The following is a 17,246-nucleotide window of genomic DNA, read 5'->3' as shown; positions in this document are numbered from 1 at the left end:
TCGATCTCCTCTTGTCAGTTCGTGATGCCGAGCCACCGGCGATACCATGCGATGTCATTGGCGGAGAGAATCTGTGCCGGCCGCGACGTCTCCGGGAACTCCGTCCACAATCTCGAACAGTCGAGTACTGACTCTTCCAGTGCCAGGGCGACCGCGCGCCGCGGGACACCAATCTTGTCGGCTGCAATCAGGACTTCGTCGACGGAGACTCGACGTGGGGCCTCGCGAAACTCTCCTGTGCCTGTGAGAACCTGTTCTACCAGGTCACCCATCGACACCGGAACCGCAGTTCCGACGTTGTAGATCTGGTGCCGAGCAGACCCCGCGGCGACAATGCCGACGACGCTTGCCAGGCTAGACCGCCCGATTACCGAGGCGTGTGCCCCGCTCGCGACGCCTTGAGCACCGCATGCCCTAATCAGAGCGCTGAGCCGACTGAGGACCCAAGTGTCGCCGGCTCCGAGAACGAATTGCGGGCGCAGTGCGATGCCGCCGGCATCGATGACGATCCGCTCTGCCTCCAGGCGGAACTGGCTCAGCATTGAACGAGGAACAGGTGGCGTTGACTCATCGACCCCCGGCGCGAAGGCCGTTCCATAGACGCCAGCCGTACTGATGTGGACTATGCGCCTGATCGAGTGCTCAGCGGCTTGCTCGCACAGCGTGCGCGTGCCCGATATGTTCGTCGTTCGCTGGAGCTCCTCGTCCTCGCCCGTGTAACTGACGGCGTGAACGAGGACATCGCTGTCCGTGAGGAGCCGGTCGAGCGCCCGAAGGTCGGCGACGCCGTCCTGCGCGACGATCTCTTCGACCCCAGGGCTTGCCTTGCTACTGTGCCTGCGCAGTGCTCGAACCCGATGTCCCACTCGGACGAGTTCGTCAACAACGGCGCTGCCGATGAAGCCCGTCGATCCCGCAACCGCAACCGTCATCGGAACCTGACCGATTGTTGCGTTCATGATCGTTGCCCTCCTGGACCGTTTCTGGCTGTCATGACTAAGTGGTGCGCCTAACTCATCATCCCATGCTCGACTAATCGATGACAGCTGTTGGAGAGCTCGGGCCGGCCAGCAGCTCACGCTTGAGCCAGGCCATGGCGACCACATTTGCCTCGGAGGCGTCGTCGGCATTGGCATGCCCTCGGTGTCCATGGTCACCAATCTGCAGCACTGCATCCGACGTCCGATCCGGTTGTCGACCACGAAGTCGGTTCGCGTAGACGTCGAGCCAAAGCCTGATCTCATTGAGAGGAGCCCGATCGTCGTGGCTTCCTGCCCGGATCCAGAGCGGAGGCGTTGCCATTCCGGTTGCGGAACTACTCTCCAGCATAGCCAGTGGCGAGATGGACTCGACTCCAGCGCGATTCTTCGTCGGGTCGCCGAACTCCATCCAGTCGCTTGCGGCCAAAGGCGCGTGTGTATCGGCGAGTATTCGCTCCGGCGTCAGGAAAGGGTGGACGAGTTGAAGGACTGAGACCAGTCCGGGCTGCCGCAGGACGGCGCTAGTGGCGATGAGTGCGCCCGCGCTCGAGGCCAGGGCGCCGATACGCCCCGCATCGGCCATGTCGAGTTGCGTAATCGTCGACAAGCACGCCTCGTAGTCCGTGATCGACTTCAGTTTCGTAGATCCCCGTGCTGCATCGTGCCAACGTGGTCCGAAGTCGCCCCCGCCCCTGACATGGCATATGGCGATGACGATCCCGGCTCGCATGAGATGCTCCAGATATGGATCGTGCATCGCGTCGAGGGAAAGACCGTAACATCCGTAGACCATGGTGAGAACAGGGGATGGGCCGGTCGTGTCGACCCGTCCGCAGAGGGTGATAGGAATCCGCACCCCATCTTCCGCCACGGCCCACTCGGTCCAGCTGATCAGCCCAGGAAGGGCGGCGGCGTTCGTCGAGGGGACTGTCTTGCGCTCGACCGACACTGTTTGCGGGGAGTGGATCATGGAAGCGACCGCGAGGTCGATCGTCCGATCGGAGATCTGAGAAATCTCAATTACCCCTGCCTCGGGTGCGCTCCAGACGGCATCGGGCCCGTCAGCCGGGAGCCAGACTGCTGCTGTGTGGTTGCGCCGCCCGCGCACGTAGAGCTCGCCGTGTTGCTCGCCCAGATCAGTCGCTACAAAGTCGGGCGGGAGCTTGATCCCATGCGCCGATTCAGCCAGGTGCATCGTTACAGTCTGCGCCCGACGGTCGAGCACGGCGAGGCCGCCGGCTACGAGAAGCGCCATGGCGTCGTCCTCTGCGGATCGAGGCACAATCTCGACCGTCTTAGTGAGTGCGTCGTCTGTCAAGAAGATCGCTGACGAACCCGATCCCCGGCTGACGATGACCGCCCGGCCTTCTCGGACTCCCGCGATGAAAACCCGACGACGCGCTTCGGGCTCGTCGAACAATGTCCTGACAGCACCAGGATTCCAGCAGACGACGCATCTCGGGCGCTGCGAGGCATCCCTGCGTACCCAGATGAAGCCCTTTCCGAACGCCCAGACACCGGAAGAGACTCGTCGTTCGGTGTGCGTCACAGACGATGCTCCGACTTTCGTCCCGGCCGTGTAAATCGATAGCGAATAGTTGTCGTCGAGAGTTCGCGAGATCAGGGCCACGGACCGGTGGTCCGCAGCAGGCGCCCACGCCGCCAGATCGGTTGCCACGACAGCTGGCAGCGGCATCTCCTGCCAGCTCCGGTCGGGCATTGGGAAGCGCGCCACCAGGCCGCCGGTATCACCAACCCGAAGGTGAGCTCTGAGGTCTTCGTCGCTGGCGCCTAGTACCTCCGCGGTCGTCGTCTCCTTGACCTCGCGTAGCTCGTCGAGCCAGGGTTGCAGCCGTCTGCGCTCGACCTCATAGGCGAGTTCAGCGATTTCCGAGCCGGATAGCGCCATGCCGGTCCCTCACGCCGACCTTAGGCCGACGGCGACGTCAGCGCGTAGCGAGGCCCGGGCGGGCCACCACTGGACGAGGAAAAGGACGAGCCAGCTGACGACGAGTCCGAGGAGAAGTGTCGTCCACGGCACCGCGACGATCGGGTAGCCGACGTAGGCGGCCGAGCTGATGGCGGTCGTCGCCACCGTGACGATAATCGGCACGGCCGCGAGCAGGATGGCGGTCAGGGAGAGGAGGAGTGCCTGCCAGGCATACCAACCAGTGATGCGCCGGCTCGGCATCCCTGCGATCCGCAGCAGGGAATGCTCTCGCTCAAGGTCGCGCGAGACCAGCGAGACGACGGCGGCGGAAGTGACGAGGAGGACGAAGGAAATCAGGGCGGCCATCACCACGGTGTCGGCGAGGTTGGTCTCCGCCGAGCTGTCGACAACCCTGACCACGGCCGCCGCAGATTCGACGGAGGTGAGGATGACGCCGACCCCGCCGATGCCCGCGGCCAGCGGGGCGACGGTGTTCGCGCTGGTGCCTGCCCTCTCGACGGCAGCCCGAGCCGCGAGTCGGCCGGTGACGTTGCCAAACGTGCCCGCAAGGTGGCCGAGCCCTGCGAGGAGCCCAGGGACGCAGAGTGGGCCGACGATGTAGGCGAAGAACACGGCCGAAATTCCGGCGTTTAGGGCGAGATTGAACATCACCGCTACGCCGGCGGAATGTGCGCCGAGCGCAGCCGCTGTCACGACCATGCCGAGGGAAAACAGCAGCAGGAGCCCCGCCAGCGGGACTCGCCACCACCACCCTTTCCTGTGACGTCCGGGGATGTCGCGGAAGACCTCGATCGCCTGCGTCCGCGAGGCTCGGTGCGCCGGTCCGAACGCCCCGAGCAGGCAGGTGGCCACGCCGAGGACAAGAGAGGCCAGCCACGCGAGGATGGACGGCGGCAAGACCGGGGCGTTGAAGCCAGGGGCGGCCATCTGGTTAAAGGCGGGCACGACGACGTAGCTCAGGCCGATCCCCGCGAGGGAGCCGGGCACTGCCCCGATGAGCGAGGCGGTGGCGACGAGCGCCCAGGTGCTGCGGCGCACGTCGCCAGGACTGGCCCCGACGAGACGCCACTGGGAGAAAGTGCGCCGGGTCGACTCCACGGTCGCGGTGCCGACGACGGTGAGCGAGAACAACGCAAGGACGGCGACGAGCATGTAGATCGTCTCGGAGACGATGGTGAATTCGGTGATCGCGTGGCCCTGCGCCTGGGTGGCGGCGACGAAGCGGTCGTCATGGGTCCAGGCGAACTGCGCGGCGCATAGGCCGACGAGCGCAGTCACGGCGGCGACAGTGGCGATGGCCGGCCACCAGCTGCCGAGGTCGGCTAGGAGAATACGGCGAGCGTACCTGTACATACTACCGGCCTCCCAAGCGCGCCATGGTGTGGAGGATATCGTCGACGCCGAGCTGTCCGGTGACGTGGGCGATCGTTCCATCGCGCATGAAGACGATCCGATCGGCCAGAGCCGCGGACTCGACGTCGTGGGTGACCATGATGACGGAGCACTCCTGGGTGGCCAGTTCGCGCAAGACCCGCAGCACGACGGCGGTGTTGGCGGTGTCAAGGGCGCCGGTAGGTTCATCAGCGAAGATCACTGACGGCCGCATGAGGATCGCCCGGCACAGGGCGGCTCGCTGCTGCTCGCCCCCGGAGAGGGTGTTTACCCTCGCCGCCCTCTTCTCGAGCAGACCGAAGCGGGAGAGGATCTCCTCGACTGCGGCTACCTCGACTCGGTGTTTGGCCAGGGCGTGAGGGAGCCGGACGTTCTCCTCGACGGTGAGGTAGCCGATGAGGTTGTACTGCTGGAAGACGAAGCTCGCGGTCTGGCGCAGGAACCGGGTGCGCCTCTCGTCGCTCATCGCGTAGAGGTCGGTACCGTTGATGGAGACCTGGCCCCGATCGGGGCGATCGAGGCCGCTGAGGCAGTAGAGCAGAGACGTCTTTCCCGCGCCGGACGGGCCGACGACGGCGGTCAGGCCGCCGCCGAGGTCGACTGAGCAGTCGCGCAGGATCGGTAGCTGCTGCGCCGAGGCGTTGCCGCTGGGGAGCTTCACAATCTGCTCGGCATGGATAGTGGGTGCGGTGTTCATGTCATGTCCGTCGCTTTCGCTCTCGGGTTGCTCAATCGCCGATGCTGCGGCGACCTGTCAGGAAGCACGAAGAGGCGGCCGAAGCACACTTCGGCCGCCATCTCCGACGCGAAACTGCGTCAGCAGTTTCCGAACGTCACGGCGCTCGGCCAACCCGGGCACGGCGGAATCACGCTGACAGTGCTCACGCGCGCTCCGTCGTGGGTTTCGGTCTCACCGGCCATGCTCTGGAATGCAAGAATCTTGTCCACGATTAAAGTCACCTCCTCTCCATTCTCGATCCGTCCGTCCCAGGTAGGAACGGAACACCTGACCAGCGGCCCTGGACTGCGGACAGCCCACCGAGCACACCTGCAGAACCGGTCAGGAAATCACAGGACAACCGGAGATTCTGGTTCCCCCGGATGAGTAGGCCCTCCCCGAAGGGGACTGCGTGCAGCTGGAGCGATCGCATGTGAGATTCGAGAACCTCTCTCGCGCCAGAGTGCATCTCCGGGTAGCGGGCAAGCATTGTGATGAAGCCCGTGAGGCCGTGGGCGAAGCCGCCCTGGCCGCACTGAAAATACGTCGAGGCAAGGCGAAGCTTGTCGAGCTCCTGCGTGAATCTCGGCGACTCGCTGATGGCGTTGAGCTCTTCAATGGCCAGGGCTACGCCTGCCGAGCCAGTGCCCAGATAAGGCAGGGTGCGCCAACCCTCGTCGAGTTCAATGGTGCCGTTGAGAGTCTCGCCGCACGCACTGAGGTCGCGCTCGATCGCTCGTCTCGCAAGATCCTTGTACTCGGGTCGCTGAGCATGGCGTCGGAAAGCAGTTGTCCAGAAGAGCGCCGGGCCGCTCCAGCCGTGGAGAAGGCCTGCCACCGGGGTCTCAACGTCGGTCTCGAGCAGTCGGCTCAGTGCGTCGGACGCGGCCTCTATCTCCTTGGCATGGACACTGTCTCGGGACAGCGCGCCTAGCCCGACTCCTGCCCAGCCCGACCAATAGGTGTGGTCCGAGGGCGGCGCAAGGTCAAGCCGCTCCACCTCGGCGGCCAGAGCGTGGAAGCCGATCTGCTCGAGGCCGTACTGGATGCCTTCTCTTCCCTTGAAGCCGCTAGAGCGGATTTGAGAAAGCCGTTCACGAATCCATCCGGTGGAGCGGCGGATCAGTCGATCCTCCAGTGGTACTCCTGAGACGGTTAAGGCCGCCAGCACTCCGACGATCCCGTATGGATAGCCGATCCTGGCTTCGTCTCCTCCCTCCTCGAACACTTCAATGTCCGAGGGAACCGGGGCAAGCGGATTCTCGAGGTCGATCGTCGAGAGGATAGCCGTCGCAAACCGTCTCTGCAACTGGTCGATCTCCAGCGGCGGCATCGTCGGCCTAGCCGATTCAGAATGAGGGAGCGCCTCGACGGTGTTCCGGAGAATTCGGGCAGCGGCTGCCTCCGGAACTCCGAGCTCCTCCTGCCCGAACGCTACTAAATCTACGATCTTCTGGTGGTTCCCTTGGTCGGCGATCGTCGCCTGCGGGAGCACGAGGTCCAGCTCGACGATGCCCAGCGACCATCTATCAGCTGCAGCTCCCGTCAGGCCTTTGGATGGCTCGTATCCGGGTGCACCGTTTGTGCTCCGCCACCGCTCGTCCATCGCATGGGCGAACTCGAGGTCGATGAAGACGGGGTGCGCACCGTTTCTCATGATGATGTTCTTTGGATGGATGTCGCCGATGAGCCAGCCCTTACGATGGAAGGCACCGATGGCGGCCTCGAGGCGCCCGATCGTTCTCTCAAGCCATTTGAGGTAATCGGGCTCCTGCAGAGTCCAGGGTCGCGGTTTGAGCACCGGCGTCCGCTTCATCCACTCGCGCTTGAGGTCGAGCCCATCGACATGCTCTTGGACCAAGAACATGTGCTCCCAGTGCCGGAAGATTCCATGCACCTGCGGGACGAATCCGGTTGATGCGAGGTCCTGCAACACTCGGTTCTCGTGTGCTAGGCGGTCAACGGCGTCGAGGCCGTCGTCGTCGACGGCAGTGTGGGGTCGTGCCTCTTTGAGGACGACATCGGTCCCGGCTCCGACAAACTCGTTGGTCAGAGCCCGAGCCAGGTAGACTCCTCCTCCGTTGGAGAAATGCAGAGCCTTGACCATTTCGAACGGGAATTCAGGCCCACCCGCCTGGTCCCTCTGCTCGCTCAGGAACGTCGGGAAGTCGAGCCAGGCGGGGGGCGTGAAGGCAGGCTCCCTGGGATCCTCGACCTCTGTACCGTCGGGAGCAATGAGCGTCGTGACGAAGGTGGTCTCCGAGTTCGACTGTACGAACGCACCGTATCGATAGAAGATTGGGCCGGTTCCCCATCGTCGATCAGAGAGAATGTAGGGCCCCTCGAGGTGTCCGATGGTCGAGTCGAGGTCGCGCAGGGTCTTCTCGAACTGTTCGACGGATTCGGGATAGACGGTGACAAACTTCCCCGACGATGCCCGGTTCGCGTACTTGCTGTTCTGCGACTTGAAGTCCGCCTCGGTCGACAGGTGCTTGAAGGGAATGTCGTGGCGATAGCAATATTCAGAGGCTGCGCGGAGGACTGCTGCGCGATTACTTCTCGTCGCTGAGAGATGGATCTTCCAACCCTGGCGCGGCAATCGCCTATCGGACGGGACGTAGACGGTCCATGGCTGACTCCTGGTGACGGTCCACTCGGTGAGTTGGACGATGTCTGAGCCCAGCGCCGGGGACGAGCCCGCATTGTCAGCTGGCTGATAGAAGGGCTTCCCCGCCTGACAGTAGTGCAGGTAGCGAGTGTCGAGCGGCATCTGTCCGTCCTCCCCTCTAGGCGTAAGAGTAAGGTGACTACCCAACTTAGCAGCCGGATCGCATCTTGGCAACCCTCCCGTTCGTGGGAGCTCTGGTTCAGTCGGGATCGCTGGTGATGAACTGCGTGCGGGCGAGGCTGAGGTAGAGTTCCGACCGCCCGAGCAGCTCGCGGTGGGTTCCGGCATCCCGGATCCGACCCTCGTCGAAGAGAATGATGCGGTCCGCGTCGGCGATCGTTGACAGGCGGTGGGCGATGACGAGAACGGTCTGGTCGTCGCCAGACCGCATCACGTCTTGGATCGCCGATTCGTTCCTACCGTCCAGGTGAGAGGTGACTTCGTCAAGGAGAAGGATCTCCGCCTGGGAGAGTATGGCCCGCGCGAAGGCCAGGCGCTGGCGCTCGCCACCGCTGAGGCGCGACCCTAGCTCGCCGACGCTCCTGTCAAGCACTTCGCGTGCCTGTTCGTGCTCGGCTAGGAGGCCAACTTTCCAGAGAGCCTGCGCACAGGTCTCGTCGTCGGCCGATGGAGCGTTGAGGCGCAGGTTGTCGCGGATTGTGCCGGACAACGCTGCTGCGTCCTGGTCGACGTAGGCGACGCGCGAGCGCACCTCGTCGCGGGACATCGATCCCATGTCGCGCCCATGGATGCGAATCGTTCCCTCCGTGACGTCGTAGAATCGCTCGATGAGCGAGAAGACCGTGGTCTTCCCGGCCCCAGAAGGCCCCACGAGCGCCGTCACAGCGCCCGGAGCAGCGGCGAAACTTACGTTGTCGAGTGTCAATGCAACGGGCTGGTTCGACGCCCGCGTCAAGGAGTATGCGAACGAGACGGTGTCGAACTCTAACGCCGGCGAGTCCAGCCGAGGGCGGACGGCCGCCGCCGCTTCCTGGTCGGGACCTGGGTCTTCGATCGGCTCTCTCTGAAGCTCAAGAATTCGCGAGAGCGCCCCGAAGGCCTCACCCAGCGTGGAAACGATGGTCGCCATCATCGTGATGGGCGTGACGATCAGCATGAGATACATGATGAATGCGGCAAGATCGCCTGTTGACACGGCTCCCACGGAGACTCGGAGCGCACCGATGCCGACGACCACAACGATCAAGAGCTGAACTGCGACGCCGGTCGTGGCTTGGATGATCGCCCGCAGATTGGCGGCTTCAAGCCCGGCTCGCCGAACGGCCGCCGCCTGTTCCTGCGCTCCCAGTCCTTCTGCCTTGGTTGCTCTCGCCGCGCGGATCGTCTTGATGGAGCCGATCGCTCGAGAGAGGTGCCCGGCGAGCGTCCCGATCGAGTCCTGCATGCTCAGACCGATGGGGCGCGCCTTCTCGCCCAGTTTGTAGACGGCGATCGCCACGACGAGCACAGCGACGAGGGCGAGCGAGAGTAGGAGAGGGTCGATCGTCGCCATCATCACCACCGAGACGATAACAGTGGCGCCCCCCACCGCCAGGTCGATAATGCCGGACGTCAGAAGCATTCGCGCCGCAGTGACGTCGGAGGTGACTCTTGAGACGATGTCGGCTCTGTCGTGTTTCTCGAGTCTAGGAATTGGTAGGTTGTAGATGAGTTCGACGAGGGCTACTCGGGTGTCGTAGGCGAACCGCTCTCCGGCTCTCTCGATGAGCAGTTCCTTCATTCCTGTCAACCCCGCGCCGACAATAAGCAGGCAAACGATGAGCATGGGCAGACCGATGGTGATTCCGCCGCTGAACTCGTCGACGACCCTGGAAACGAAAATAGGTTGGATGGTGGAGATCCCCGCGGCGCATATTCCGATTAGCAGCGCCCACCATAGCACCGCCTGGTACGGTCTCATCACGCCGAATGCTTGCCGGAATCCTGCAACTCGTTTACGGTCGGCATTGGCTTTCCTCCTGCGCATATGGCTCCTTTTTCTACGAACCGGTCCTGGCAGTTTTTTGACCGCACTCCAAGCACAGGCCAAGACTCGCGTGTTGGCCCGGCATGTGAGCATCAGAAACACGGTGCCGCTGACCCCCGTGCGTTGGCAATCGATGAGCACGGGGAGTCTCGTAACGAGGGGGACCGGATCAGTCTTGCCAGACGATCATGTGGCCACGGTGGCCAAACGGCCGCGTCTAGAACCGGCACCGACACCTCTTCATTACGGCGGCACCGTGGTTGATGGCCATGGCGAGAGACGTCACCACCCAGTTGAGGTGCCTCTATATATTCGTGGGGCCCTAACGACTGGTCACTGGTCCTGGATAGTGGCAGCTTGTATCAATAGACTCGCGCGGAGGCCGTTCAAGAAGTGGGCACCTACAATGGCTAGACGAGCGAGGTAATGCCTCGTGCGGGCGTAGGCAAATAGCTGGATCGCACCTCCCATCAGGAAGTACGATCCAGCCACGCACGCGGTTTCTAGTGATAGAACTACCTGCGAACGAGGTGCCAAAGTCCATTGTCGCCCTTGATGCATTTCAGCTTGGGAAGATCTGGCCGAACTGATTCGTAAACGACCCTGACGGCGTTGCAGCTTCCCTGATCGTGAAATGTTCTAATTACCTCCCCCCAATCAATCTCAGGTTCGACCTCTGCCGGGGCGGCCACCGATGCAGGCGCAACGTGCGCTGTAACAGACTGAGCCGCGGGCTCTGATGCAAGGGCCGTCGAGCCGCCGAAGGTCACCAATCCAAGACTCGTAAAAGCTGAGATCAGGATCGTAGCGAGCCGTCTCATGTCTCCTCCTTGAGTGTGTGCTGAGTGCGATAAGTGAGGTGCCTCACTTAATCGAAGCCTACGATCGTGTAGAGTCCACGTCAAGGCCACCGTTCAGAGCAGACTTGCACGAGCCTCGCTCGCGCCAGGCGGGCGGTGGATCGTTTGGGACTGCGAGCAACAGTTCTTAATGCGACTAATTAGAATGCGTGAAGGTCTGCTCCCTGATGGACATGCAACGTCGATGTCAACCACGAAGGTCGCAAACTACCTGCGATCAAATACTCTAGGCAGAAGCTACTTTTGGCCATCCCGTACTTACGAAGACGGAGCGCCAGGCGAGGCTGGTGCGAGTGAGATGAAGGAGCGCGAAAGATGAAATCCAGCACAATGATCCTATCGGCACCAGCTACCTACGCCGACGCAAAGCTAGTTGCCGAGCAATTTCGTGAGGATGCATCGGTGTTTGCCACGGCGGTTCTAGGGCGAAACTCTGATGGGAAACTCGAGAAGGTATCTTGCACGGCGCCTCCAATCGTCGAACAGGCAATGAGGGGCGATCAAGATCCGGGCAGCATTAGCGAAATAGTCAAATCTGGTCTTGTAGGACCTTTTGTCGAACTCATGTCGGGTCCGCTAGGGCCGATATTCGGCTGGAGTGCGGCGCCCCTTATTGCGCCAGAGAAGCTCGATTCGCAGGATTTAAGGCAAGATTTTACTCAATTGGCTGGAACTATACAGCCTAATCAGGCTCTGGTTCTTGCCGAGTCGGAGGATCCCAATTTTGACATTCGTGGCTATGACTCAAGGATCAGGATTGCAAAAATTCCAAGCAATAGTGTCCTAATAGAGTTGAGCGCCATTCTGCTCCACGCAGATAAGGCAATTGCTGTAGCTCGAGAGAGCCTCAGGGAAGATAGGAGGATCCAGAGGTCGACCGAAGATCAGGGGTTTTTACCTACCTTCCGGATGCAAATTGATTCGTTGATAGAGTTGGGTTTCTAAAGCTCGTTGTGACCGGGGCTTGAGGCGGGGGCAAGCCTGCTCCAGGGTGGTGCTCGCGATGCTAGGATTGTCCGCCGCTTCGCTCTCGCTCATTAGTGACCACAGAACGTGCCGGATTGGTGAGCGTTGGCGATCGGACGTAAGCAGGTGGCTGAGGGTGGGTCGCCAGCGTCTTGAGAGCCAATTGGGTGGCTTCAACTGGAGCCTGTTTCTTGGCACAATGACCCTCGAGCGCGTCGGCCGACAGATGTTGGTCGACGTCCCTCGTTGCCGGATTCCCAGGCGCCGTCGAGTACGTCCCGTGACACGACTTGCGCAGCATTGAGACCACCACGTTGATAGACTTCCAGCGGCTTGGCTTAGCCGCGTACGTAGCGAGAGCAGCTCGGCTGATCGTCCTCCAACGTGCCTGTGTTTAATACTGAACGCGTTGAGTGTGCCGAGCGCCGGAGGTAAACTTGGGCTGTGCGACAACAGCGTTGGAGCCGGTGACCGTTAGCTTCGATCGCGAGTGGCACATAGATGGCACGAGCGGCCATTGGAGCTGGAGGAGCCGCAGGATTCTCCGCCTCTCATCAGGGAGGACGAGGACTGGGCGTTCTGAAAGATCAGAGCTTGCCCGAGGCCCGAAAAGGCTGATGGAAGGCCCGGACCTGCGGGTTTCTGCAGGTCCGGCCTCCTTTTCGTGTCTCCGTCCGAAGGACTGAGGACAGCACCGATGAACATCATTACCCGTTCGGTATGGCACGGGGTGTCACGAGCGCACCTTCCGGTCAAGCGCGGGGTCGGCCGGTCGAGAGCCTTGCCGTGCGGATGACTTGTCAGCGATGCCCATGCGGAACGACAGCACCGAGTGCGCAGAGATGCATCGCTGAGTCGGACCTAGCCGGTAGAGTTCGTCAATGAGCCACGAGGTTCCAGAGCCGACGCTCTGGGGGCACCCATCGAGGCTAGGACCAGCTGAGCGTCGACGCCGCCGATCGAGAGGATGCGACTGACCAGCGCAACGGATCGGGGGATGCTGCATGAGGCTTGTTTCTGCACGAGTGCGTGGTGCCGGCCGGCTCCTTGATACCACGATCAAGCTAGACCAGAAGCTTGTCGCAATCGTTGGGCCAAACGAGGCAGGTAAGACGACGCTCCTCAGGTCACTTGCCTATGTGGACGCCTCCGACGCTCTCGGACCCGCACAGCGGTCGCGCGCATCGACGGGCATCGCCGACTCCACCCCGGTCGTCAGCTTGCGTTACCGCGTCAGCGACGAGGACCGTAAGGAGTTGGAGGACCTTGAACTCGAGGACACTCCAATCGAATTCTTCGTTAGTCGTCGTGCCGACGGTGATGGACCCAACTTCACTGTCAAGCCCGCACCTCGCAAGTCCGAGGCGCAGCTGAAGCAACTGGCAGCCGACCTGGGTGAATCCCTGTCAGCAATCAGCGTCTTAGAACCGCTTCCCATCGAAATGGCCGAGGAAGACGAAATACCAGAGCCCCCGGATGGTTCGCCGTTGCTCGATGAACTTCGCCTGCTGCGACAAGATCTCGATACCCACCTCGCTAACCCGCTCGGGGAGCGAGAACCGATTGACGCCTTGCGCGAACGCGCTGACAAAGACGTCGAGGTATTGAGTGCATTCGCCGAAACCGACGTTCTGCAGCGACTGCTTCTCTCACTCGGAGCGTGGGTTGATCGTGAGGACCCCACGGAGAGGACCGAGAAGGCACTCTGGAATCTCACCCCCGACGTAGTCATGTTCACTGAGGCCGACCGCACGCTGGCTTCTGCCTACACCCTTGATGACGCACTGCTTGGCGACGTGCCAACAGCGCTTGCGAACCTGGCGCGATTGGCCGGACTTGACCTGAATGCTCTAACCCAGGCCGTGCAGACCGGACAGGTATCCCGACGAGACACAATCAAGAACAAGGCGAACATCACACTCGGCAACTACTTCAAGAACGCATGGCAGCAGTCCGACCTAAAGGTCGAACTCAACGTCGAGAACAAGCTTCTCCGAATTGGCATCGTCGAAGACGGTGTACACGCATCCGTGTTCGACGAACGAAGCGCTGGGTTGCGAATGTTCGTCGCTTTGAACTCTTTCCTTGCTGCGCGAAACAGTGGACGCGCGACGATCCTCCTGATCGATGAGGCGGAAACCCGCCTTCACATCGACGCGCAGGCCGATCTCGTGCAGATGTTCGCCAAACAGGACAAAGCCGACAAGATCATCTACACCACCCACTCGCCGGGCTGTCTACCCGCCGATCTTGGGGTCGGTATCCGAGCCGTCGTGCCCGACAGCGACGAGACGAGCCACGTAGAAAACAGCTTCTGGCGACAAGAGGGCGGCGGGTTCACCTCCCTGATGTTCGCGATGGGTGCCTCGGCCGCAGCATTTACACCAGCACGCTGCGCGGTCATCGCGGAAGGCGCCACCGACATGATCCTCCTCCCGACCCTAATGCGCGCCGCCATAGGACAAGACAGCCTGCCGTATCAGGTGGCACCTGGCCTCTCAGAGATGCCGAAGGACTCGTACCCGGTGCTCGACTTCCAGGCGGCTAGGGTCGCGTTCCTCGTCGACGGCGACGGCGGGGGACAAAGGCTCGCCGAGACGATCGGTCGCGCCATACCTGGTGACCGGATTGTCGCCCTCGACGTGCACGGCATTGAGAACACCCTGGACTCGGATCTCTACCTGCACACTTTTACCGCGCTGCTCCGCGACGTCAACGCCGGAGTCACCATAGGTGAACCACCAAGCCTGCCCGATGCGACGGCAGCACCGTGGTCCACGACTCTGGAAGCCTGGGCTGCCAGTCAGGGATGGCGGGCACCGACGAAGCAGGAGATCGCGAACCACCTCATTGAACTCGACGAGGTGGCCCTCAGACCGCAGGGTATCCTCGCCCTGAAACAGGCGCATGCTGCGCTACTCACCGCTTTGGGGATCACACCGTGACACTCGCGAACGATTTGGCGACCTGGGTGGCTGAACGCACCGACTGGCAGAAGGATGCCGTCGGGCGCTTTTGCCGGAACGAGAATCTGTCTGAAGACGCCGTCAACGAGATCGCCGATCACCTGATCGCAGGGACGTATCCATCCGTCGCCGCCATCACCGCTGCCGATGTCCCTGGTACCTCCGAGAGCGGAGAGTCGATACGGCTGTCAGCCGTAGCCGACGTGGAGGGCGTGAACGCGCTCATCACGGGCCAGCGGTTGACCTTCGCCAGCAAGGGCCTGACGATCATCTACGGCGACAATGCCAGCGGGAAGTCCGGCTACGCCCGTCTCATTCGGCAGGCCGTTACTGCCCGAATCAAGGGTGATCTTCTCGGTGATGTCTTCGCAAAGAGCGTGCACGATCAGAAGGCAGTCTTCGAGTACGTGGTTGGCTCTACGGCTACGACCTGGGCGCTCACACAGGGGACCAGCCGCGATCTGTCATCGGTACGGTTCTACGACGAAGAGTGCGGCGACGCCTATGTCACCACAGCCTCAGAGATCAGCTATCGCCCATCCGCGCTTACTCTGCTCGATCGGCTCTCGGCCGCGTGCGATCAGGTGCGGCAAGCTCTCTCACAGCGCCTGAGTGACAATGCGGCGCTCCGTATGGAACTTCCGCTCCTTGGGGAAGGCACGAAGGCAAAGCAGTTTCTTGATCAGCTCAGTGCTACCACCACGCGTGAGCAGATCGACGAGGCCACGACGCTGTCCCCGGATCACGACGTATCGCTCTCCGCCAAACTGCGGGAACTCACGCGCTTGCAAGCCAGCGATCTTAATGCAGAGAAGACACGCCTCGCTCAGCTCGCAGCCCATTGGGCGACAGTCAAGAGTCATAGCGATCAACTGGCTGAGGCCGTAACGAACCAGTCGTTCGACAATGTGGCCGCGCTCGCGAAAAGTGCAATCGATCTCCGAGGGGCGGCAAAGATCGCGTCAGCGAAGAACTTCGACGCCGAGCCATTGCCTGGTGTCGGGTCGGCGACGTGGCGGGCCCTCTGGGATGCGGCACGTCGGTATTCGACGACCGAGGCGTATCACGAACACGACTTCCCAGTCACTACCGATGACGCCGTGTGTGTTCTATGCCAGCAACCGCTGAGCCCGGATGGATCAAACCGATTGGGGCGATTCGATGCCTTCATAAAGGACACCACCTCGCGTGATGCCGATGCTGCCGAGCGTCGCGTCATTCAGCGTCGCGATGAGATTGCTCGTCTCCAGTCCGCGCCGGCGGCTGTGACTACCGCCTTGAGCCAGCTGCAGGCTGGTGGCGAGGATGTCACAGCAAGCCAGACATGGATGACCGAAGCGGCAACGGTCGCCACTGAGATAGTAGCGTGGGTTGACGGCACCAGAGAGGAGCGTCCGACGACCTCTGGAGTGGCTCCGGGCACAACCATCGGCGAGAGGCGACAAACGCTGATCACCGCCAGCGCGAATATTGATTCAACAAGCTTCAACGATTCTGTCCGAGCGCTGAAATCCGAGGTTGCCGATCTCCAAGCGGCAGAGCAACTTGCGAAGGCCAAAGATAATCTTGTCAAAGAAGTGGTGCGGCTCCAGGCGAGAACCAAGATTGAAGAAGCTCGCCGACTCACTGACACTACTGGGATTACCCGCAAGGCAACGGCCTTAACCACGGCTTACGTGACGAGCATCGTTCGAGACCAGTTCACTCACGAGACTGAGCAGCTTTACTTGCGCCGGGTCACACTCGCTCCCACTAAAGGTAGACGCGACGTCACGCTCCAGCATCGGCCCCGTCTACTCGGAGCCATCTTGGACGCCGATATCGACGATGTACTGAGCGAGGGTGAACAGACCGCTCTCGGGTTGGCCGGATTCCTCACCGAAGTCGAGTTTGATGAGTCGAAGTCAGCCGTTGTGCTCGACGACCCTGTGTCGTCGCTCGACGCCAGCCGCCGTTCCCGCGTGGCCCGCCGCCTCGCGGAACTGGCACGGTCGAGACAAGTCGTTGTTTTCACGCACGAGGCAACTTTCGTGAACGCCCTTAACAAGGCGGCACGGGACCTTGGGGTCGACGTCGCTGAGCGCGCAATTCTACGACAGGGCGAGCGTCCAGGGCTAACTGCTGACAAGCATCCTTGGAGCGTCAAAGACATCCCGTCGCGGATCAACCACCTGGAAGCCGAGATCGCACGACTCAAGAAGGAGCGGGGCCAGCTCGACTCCGATGAGTACACGCGGCGTGCTCAGGAGTGGGGTGGGCGGTTGTCTCAAGCATGGGAACGCGCGGTCAACCTCGATGTTGTGAACGAGCTGGTGGATCGCGGTACTAACGAGGTGCGGCCACGCATGTTCAAGATGCTCGTAGGAATCACGGAACAAGACGACAACGACTACCAATCTGGCTACGCTAAGGCATCGGAGTGGGCGCCTCGCCACGATCAGGCCCCCGAGACCAACTTCACCGCACCGGAGCCCGACGAACTCGAAGCGGAGTTGGTCCGCTTCAAAGAATGGGTCAGAAGGATTAAGGGTTATAAGAAGTGAGACTTGGAGCATCCTCGTGCGCAGGTCGACTACCTGGCTCTTCGTGATCCGCTCGTGTACTCCTACACCGTCATTCGATGCGCACCGAACGGACGGGTGAATAGACACCATGCTCACGCTGCACGCTCAGGCAGCCCCATTCCTACTCCAGAGGCACCGCCCTGCGGCCCCGGACCAGGATCCCTGTCCAGATCCGCTGGGTAGTGGTGTCAGGC

General features: G+C 61.8%; 9 protein-coding genes. 3 read left to right on the top strand and 6 right to left on the bottom strand.

Annotated elements, in window-relative coordinates:
- Positions 1-14: 14 nt before the first annotated feature.
- From AAFP32_RS11780 to AAFP32_RS11755, 6 genes are all read right to left on the bottom strand, one after another.
- The gene (locus AAFP32_RS11780; RefSeq protein WP_009885249.1) at positions 15-959 is read right to left on the bottom strand and encodes an NAD-dependent epimerase/dehydratase family protein; all 945 of its coding nucleotides are present in this window, start codon (positions 957-959) and stop codon (positions 15-17) included.
- A 73-nt stretch (positions 960-1,032) separates the two neighbouring features.
- Positions 1,033-2,889: a prolyl oligopeptidase family serine peptidase gene (locus AAFP32_RS11775; protein ID WP_350269282.1), complete on the bottom strand. Its 1,857-nt coding sequence runs from the start codon at positions 2,887-2,889 to the stop codon at positions 1,033-1,035.
- Between the two features lie 9 nt (positions 2,890-2,898).
- The gene (locus tag AAFP32_RS11770) at positions 2,899-4,284 is read right to left on the bottom strand and encodes an FtsX-like permease family protein (protein WP_009885247.1); all 1,386 of its coding nucleotides are present in this window, start codon (positions 4,282-4,284) and stop codon (positions 2,899-2,901) included.
- Between the two features lies 1 nt (position 4,285).
- Entirely contained in the window at positions 4,286-5,020 is a 735-nt protein-coding gene (locus AAFP32_RS11765) for an ABC transporter ATP-binding protein (RefSeq protein WP_009885246.1), read from the bottom strand.
- Positions 5,021-5,279: 259 nt separating this feature from the next.
- A complete protein-coding gene (lanKC, locus tag AAFP32_RS11760) occupies positions 5,280-7,811 on the bottom strand; it encodes a class III lanthionine synthetase LanKC (protein ID WP_025388061.1) in 2,532 nt (843 codons plus the stop codon).
- 97 nt (positions 7,812-7,908) lie between these two features.
- Positions 7,909-9,696: an ABC transporter ATP-binding protein gene (locus AAFP32_RS11755; protein ID WP_025388060.1), complete on the bottom strand. Its 1,788-nt coding sequence runs from the start codon at positions 9,694-9,696 to the stop codon at positions 7,909-7,911.
- A gap of 1,175 nt (positions 9,697-10,871) precedes the next feature.
- On the opposite strand from AAFP32_RS11755, the gene AAFP32_RS11750 reads away from it, so the two are divergent.
- The 3 genes from AAFP32_RS11750 (at position 10,872) to AAFP32_RS11740 (ending at position 17,031) form a co-directional block, all read left to right on the top strand.
- A complete protein-coding gene (locus tag AAFP32_RS11750; RefSeq protein WP_009885244.1) occupies positions 10,872-11,501 on the top strand; it encodes a hypothetical protein in 630 nt (209 codons plus the stop codon).
- Positions 11,502-12,526: 1,025 nt separating this feature from the next.
- On the top strand, positions 12,527-14,467 hold the full coding sequence (locus tag AAFP32_RS11745) for an AAA family ATPase (protein WP_350269281.1): 1,941 nt from the start codon (positions 12,527-12,529) through the stop codon (positions 14,465-14,467).
- Positions 14,464-17,031 carry an AAA family ATPase gene (locus tag AAFP32_RS11740; RefSeq protein ID WP_350269280.1) on the top strand — a complete coding sequence of 856 codons (2,568 nt, stop codon included), beginning with the start codon at positions 14,464-14,466 and terminating at the stop codon, positions 17,029-17,031. Before AAFP32_RS11745 ends, AAFP32_RS11740 begins: the two co-directional genes overlap by 4 nt.
- Positions 17,032-17,246: the final 215 nt, after the last annotated feature.

The sequence above is a fragment of the Brevibacterium sp. CBA3109 genome, assembly GCF_040256645.1.
GTDB lineage: Bacteria > Actinomycetota > Actinomycetes > Actinomycetales > Brevibacteriaceae > Brevibacterium > Brevibacterium koreense.
The sequence above is the reverse complement of the archived record's forward strand: the minus strand, read 5'-3'. Positions and strand labels throughout refer to the sequence as shown.

Coding starts and splice junctions, on each gene's coding strand:
- lanKC (WP_025388061.1), bottom strand. CDS start 7,811: ATGCCGCTCGACACTCGCTACCTGCACTACTGTCAGGCGGGGAAGCCC.
- AAFP32_RS11765 (WP_009885246.1), bottom strand. CDS start 5,020: ATGAACACCGCACCCACTATCCATGCCGAGCAGATTGTGAAGCTCCCC.
- AAFP32_RS11775 (WP_350269282.1), bottom strand. CDS start 2,889: ATGGCGCTATCCGGCTCGGAAATCGCTGAACTCGCCTATGAGGTCGAG.
- AAFP32_RS11780 (WP_009885249.1), bottom strand. CDS start 959: ATGAACGCAACAATCGGTCAGGTTCCGATGACGGTTGCGGTTGCGGGA.
- AAFP32_RS11750 (WP_009885244.1), top strand. CDS start 10,872: ATGAAATCCAGCACAATGATCCTATCGGCACCAGCTACCTACGCCGAC.
- AAFP32_RS11770 (WP_009885247.1), bottom strand. CDS start 4,284: ATGTACAGGTACGCTCGCCGTATTCTCCTAGCCGACCTCGGCAGCTGG.
- AAFP32_RS11745 (WP_350269281.1), top strand. CDS start 12,527: ATGAGGCTTGTTTCTGCACGAGTGCGTGGTGCCGGCCGGCTCCTTGAT.
- AAFP32_RS11755 (WP_025388060.1), bottom strand. CDS start 9,696: ATGCGCAGGAGGAAAGCCAATGCCGACCGTAAACGAGTTGCAGGATTC.